Annotated in this window: 2 protein-coding genes; both read left to right on the top strand. The window is 73.6% G+C overall.

Translation table 11 applies throughout. The features are described from left to right. Positions 1 to 130 precede the first annotated feature (130 nt). Positions 131 to 1,825: an HlyD family efflux transporter periplasmic adaptor subunit gene (locus FV218_RS21745; protein WP_147711523.1), complete on the top strand. Its 1,695-nt coding sequence runs from the start codon at positions 131 to 133 to the stop codon at positions 1,823 to 1,825. 249 nt (positions 1,826 to 2,074) lie between these two features. Continuing rightward, the coding region (locus FV218_RS21750) for an efflux RND transporter permease subunit (RefSeq protein WP_147711524.1) at positions 2,075 to 5,181 on the top strand (3,107 nt) is incomplete at its 3' end.

Raw genomic sequence — 5,181 nt, forward strand, 5'->3', positions numbered from 1 at the left:
ACGTCGTCCCGGAAGCGCTCCCCGAGCCCCCCAGATCTTTCGCCTGACGCTGTCGCGCGTCCCGCGCGCCGTTGCCCCCGGGGCCGGCGCCGGAACGCCGTTCCCTGCTCCGTCGGCGAAAGACTTCTTCATGCCCCTCGTTTCCGCGGCCGCCCTGCGCGCCCTCGCCCTCGCCTGTGTGCTGCTCGCCCCCGGCCTCGCCGCGGCGCATGAGGGCCACGACCACGGCGCCGAAGCCCCCCCGGCCCCCGTGGCGGCGGCGCCCCGCGCCGAGGCCGTCTCCGAGCGGTTCGAACTCGTGGCCGTGGTCGCGGGCGAAGACCTCGTCCTCACCCTCGACCGCTTCGTCACCAACGCGCCCGTGCCGGGCGCCGGCATCGCCGTGTCCCTGGCGGGCCAGCCCCGGCGGAAGGCCGTCGAGACGGCGCCCGGCACCTACCGCCTGCCCCTACCCTGGCCGGCGGGCCAGACCCACAGCGATCTCATGGTCGGGGTCAGCGAGGGCGGCCGAACCGACATCCTCACCCTCGACTTCGACCTGCCGGAGGCGCCGGCCGCCACGGCGAGCACCGGGGATGCGGCCCCGACGCTGGCCGAACGCTTCGCCCGCCAGAACCCCATGGCGACGGCCGCCGGCGGCTTCCTCCTCGGGCTGGCCGCCGTCGCGATGGTGCGCGGACGCCGGACCGCCCCGGTCCTGGCCCTCCTCGCCCTCGCCACGACCCTGATCCTCGGCGGCACGGCTTTCGCCCACGAGGGCCACGACGAGGACAAGTCCGCCGGCAAGGCCGCCAACGTCCCCCTCCCGGCGGCCCTGACGCCCGGCGCCCTGGAGCGGGCCCGGCGCCTGCCCGACGGCTCGGTGTTCGTGCCCAAAACCCTGCAGCGCCTGCTGGCCCTGCGCACGGATCTCACCGCCACGGGCCGCGTCGCCCGCACCACGGAACTGCCCGGCCGGATCATCGCCGACCCCAACGCCAGCGGCGTGGTGCAATCCTCCGTCGGCGGCCGCCTCGCCCCGCCCGCCGGCGGCTTTCCCCGCCTCGGCACCCGGGTGCGGCGCGGCGACGTGCTCGCCACGGTGACGCCGCCGGTCCAGGCCGTGGACGTGTCCGACATGCGCCAGCGCCAGGGCGAGCTCGACCAGCAGATCGCCATCCTGGTCCGCAGGGTCACCCGGTTCGAGCGCCTGTCGACCACGGGCGCCGTGGCCCAGACCCAGCTCGACGATGCCCGCTCGGAGCTCGACGGCCTCAAGGACCGCCGCGCCGCCCTCGACGCCATCCGGCGCGAGCCCGAGGCCCTGGTCGCCCCCGTCGATGGGGTCGTGGCCGAGACCGCCGCCGTGGCCGGCGCCATGGCGGCCCCCGGCACGGTGGTCTACCGCATCGTCGATCCGGCCAAGCTCTGGGTCGAGGCCCTGAGCTTTTCGGCCCTGGCCGAGGGCAGCGCCGCCACGGCGCGGCTCGGCGACGGCACGAGCCTCGCCCTCGCCTATCGCGGCGCGGGGCTCGCCGACCGCAACCAGGCGGTGCCGGTGCAGTTCGCCATCACGGGCGACGCCAGTGCGCTCCGGCTCGGCCAGTTCGTCACCGTGCTCGCCCCCACGGGCGGCGAGCGCCAGGGCCTGCCTCTCCCGCGCGGCGGCCTCGTGCGCACGGAGGGCGGCCACCTCGTCTACGAGCACGTCAGCGCCGAGCGCTTCGTCGCCCACGCCGTGCGGGCCGACGCCCTCGACGCCGACCGGGTGCTGGTGGCCGACGGCCTCGCCCCCGGCCGCCGCATCGTCGTCCAGGGCGCCGAACTCTTGGACCAGATCCGCTAGCCGGATCGCGATGGGACTTGAGCGCGGTCCCCCTCCCCCTTGCGGGGAGGGGTCAGGGGTGGGGGTGGCTCCGCCAGCCTCCGCGGGCGGAAGGCGGCTCGGGAGGTTCTCCTGTGAGCGCCCAGGGTCGCCCAACCACCCCCACCTCCAACTCCTCCCCGCAAGGGGGAGGAGGGGCGCGCCTCCCACGAAACGCACCAGCACCGAAACCCGCCCCCCATCGAACCCATGCCCCAAGAGGCACCAAAAATGTTCGAGACCATCGTCGCGCAGTCCCTGCGCAACCGCCTCCTCGTGCTGGCCCTCGCCGCTGCCCTGGTGCTCACGGGCGTGCTGGCCCTGACCCGCCTGCCCGTGGACGTGCTGCCCGATCTCAACCGGCCCACCGTCACGGTGATGACGGAGGCGGAAGGGCTCGCCCCCCTGGAGGTGGAGCAGCGCGTCACCTACCCCATCGAGACCCGGATGAACGGCCTGCCGGGCGTCACCCGCGTGCGCTCGGTCTCGGGCATCGGCCTGTCCATCGTCACCGTCGAGTTCGAATGGTCGGCCGACCTGTTCCGTGCCCGGCAGTTCGTCGCCGAGCGCCTGGCCCTCGCCCGCTCGGAACTGCCCCCGAACGTCATGCCGCAGATGGGGCCGGTCTCCTCGATCATGGGCGGCATCCTCCTCGTCGCCGTGACGGGGGAGACGGCCACCGCCATGCAGCTGCGCGAGACCGCCGACTTCACCATCCGGCCGCGCCTGCTGTCGATCCCCGGCGTCGCCCAGGTCATCCCCATCGGCGGCGAGGTCCGCCAGTTCCGCGTCGCCCCGAACCCCGCCGCCATGCGGGCGCTCGGCGTCACCAACGACGCCCTGGCCCGGGCGCTGGAAGGCTTCGGCTCCAATGCCGGCGGCGGCTTCACCGATGCGGGGACCCGCGAGGTGCTGATCCGGGCGGTCGGCCGCACCACCCGCCTGGAGGACCTGAGCAACCTCGTGGTGCCGACCCAAGGCGGCCCGGTCTACCTGCGGCAGGTGGCCGACGTCGCCTTCGCGCCCCGGCCCCGGCGCGGCGACGGCGGCTACATGGGGAAGCCCGCCGTCATCGTCTCCGTGGAGAAGCAGCCCGGCATCGACACCGTGCGCCTGACGCGGACCGTGGAGGCGGCGCTCGCCGAGATCGCCCCGGCCCTGCCCAAGGGCATCGAAGCCCAAAAGATCCTGTTCCGGCAGGCGGACTTCATCGAGACGTCCCTCGGCAACGTCGTGACGGTGCTGCTGGAGGCCGTGGCCGTGGTGGCCGTGGTGCTGTTCGCGTTCCTCATGAACGCCCGCACCACCCTGATCTCGCTCACCGCGATTCCGGTCTCGATCCTCGCCACCGCCGCGATCTTCTCGGCCCTGGGCCTCTCCATCAACACCATGACCCTGGGCGGCCTCGCCATCGCCATCGGCGAACTCGTGGACGACGCCGTCGTCGACGTGGAGAACATCCTGCGGCGCCTGCGCGAGAACCGGCACGAAGGGTCCCCGCGCTCGGCCTTCGCCGTGATCGTGGCGGCCTCGAACGAGGTCCGCTCCGGCATCGTCTACGCCACGGCCATCATCTGCCTCGTCTTCGTGCCGCTGTTCGCCCTCACCGGCATCGAGGGCCGCCTGTTCGCGCCGCTCGGCCAAGCCTACATCATCGCCATCCTGTCGAGCCTTTTCGTCTCTCTCACCCTGACACCCGCCCTCGCCTCCTGGCTGCTGCCCGGCCTCAAGGGCCTGGAGGCGCCCGAAGGCCGGCTGATCCGCGGGCTCAAGGCCGGCAACGCCCGCCTCGTCGGCTTCGCGTTCGGGCATCGGACGCTGGTGATGGCCGCCGCCGTCCTGGGCGTCGGTCTGGCGGTCTACGCCGCCGCCGGCCTGCCGCGCGCGTTCCTGCCGCCGTTCAACGAGGGCTCGTTCACCGTCAACCTCGCCTTCACGCCGGGGATCTCGCTCACCGAATCGAGCCGCATCGGCGCCATCGCGGAGGGGCTCGTCGCCGACATCCCGGAGGTGGACCGGGTCGGGCGCCGCACGGGCCGGGCCGAGCTCGACGAGCACGCCGAGGGCGTCCACTCCTCCGACCTCGAAATCGGTCTCAGGCCCGGCGGCCGCCCCCGCGAAACCATCGTCGCCGACATCCGGGCGCGGCTCGGCGTCCTGCCGGTCTCGGTCAATGTCGGCCAGCCGATCTCGCACCGCCTCGACCACATGCTGTCGGGGGTGCGCGCCGAGATCGCCGTAAAACTGTTCGGCGAGGACCTCGATGGTCTGCGCCGCACCGCCGAGGCCCTCAAGGCGGAGTTCGAAAAAATTCCGGGGCTGACCGACCTCGCCATCGAGAAGCAGGTGCGGATTCCGCAGCTCGACGTGCGCGTCGACGGCGGCCGGGCCGCCCTCTACGGCATCGCCCCCAACGCCGTGGTCGATGCCGTGAGCCGGCTGGCCAACGGCCGCGTGGTCTCGACCCTTGTGGACGGCCTGCGCCGCTTCGACGTGACCCTGCGGTTGCCCGAATCCGGCCGCTCGGTCACCGCTCTGCGCGACCTGCTCATCGAGACCCCCACGGGCTGGGTCCCGGCCCATGCCCTGGCCGACATCACCGAGCGCGACGGCCCCAACCAGATTCTTCGCGAGAATGGGCGCAGACGCCTCGTCATCCAGGCCAACACCGAGGCGGGGGCGGACGGCTCGGCCGTGGCCGCCGCCATCGCCAAAACCCTGGCGCAGGCGAAGCTGCCCGAGGGCGTGAGCGCGAATCTCGAGGGCGCGTACCAGGCGCAAGGGGAGGCGACGCGGACCATCGGCCTGCTCAGCCTCGTGTCCCTGGCCCTGGTCTTCGCCCTCCTGGCGAGCCGCTACCGCTCGGGCGTGCTCGCCCTCATCGTCATGGGCAACGTGCCCCTGGCCCTCATCGGCAGCGTCGCGGCCCTCACCGTCGCGGGGCTGCCCCTGTCGGTGGCCTCGATGATCGGCTTCGTGACCCTCACCGGCATCGTCGCCCGCAACGGCATCCTCAAGATCAGCCACGCCCTCAACCTCGGGCTGACCGAGGGGATTCCGTTCGGCCCGGCCCTGGTGCTGCGGGCGAGCCAGGAGCGCCTCGTGCCCGTGCTGATGACGGCGCTCGCCGCCGGCATCGCCCTGGTGCCCCTCCTCGTCGACGGCACCGCGCCCGGCAAGGAGATCCTCCACCCCGTCGCCGTGACCATCTTCGGCGGGTTGTTCAGCGCGACGCTGCTGGACGCCGTGCTGACCCCGATCCTGCTCCTGCGCTTCGGCGGCCCGGCCTTCGCCCGCCTCGCCGCCGCGCCGGAGCCGGCCCCCTCGCCCACCGGGGC

The sequence above is a fragment of the Methylobacterium sp. WL69 genome, assembly GCF_008039485.1.
In the GTDB taxonomy this organism is placed as follows: Bacteria; Pseudomonadota; Alphaproteobacteria; order Rhizobiales; family Beijerinckiaceae; genus Methylobacterium.

What these genes read in the sequence shown, in the direction of transcription:
- FV218_RS21745 (WP_147711523.1), top strand. Translation starts at nt 131, where the DNA reads ATGCCCCTCGTTTCCGCGGCCGCCCTGCGCGCCCTCGCCCTCGCCTGT.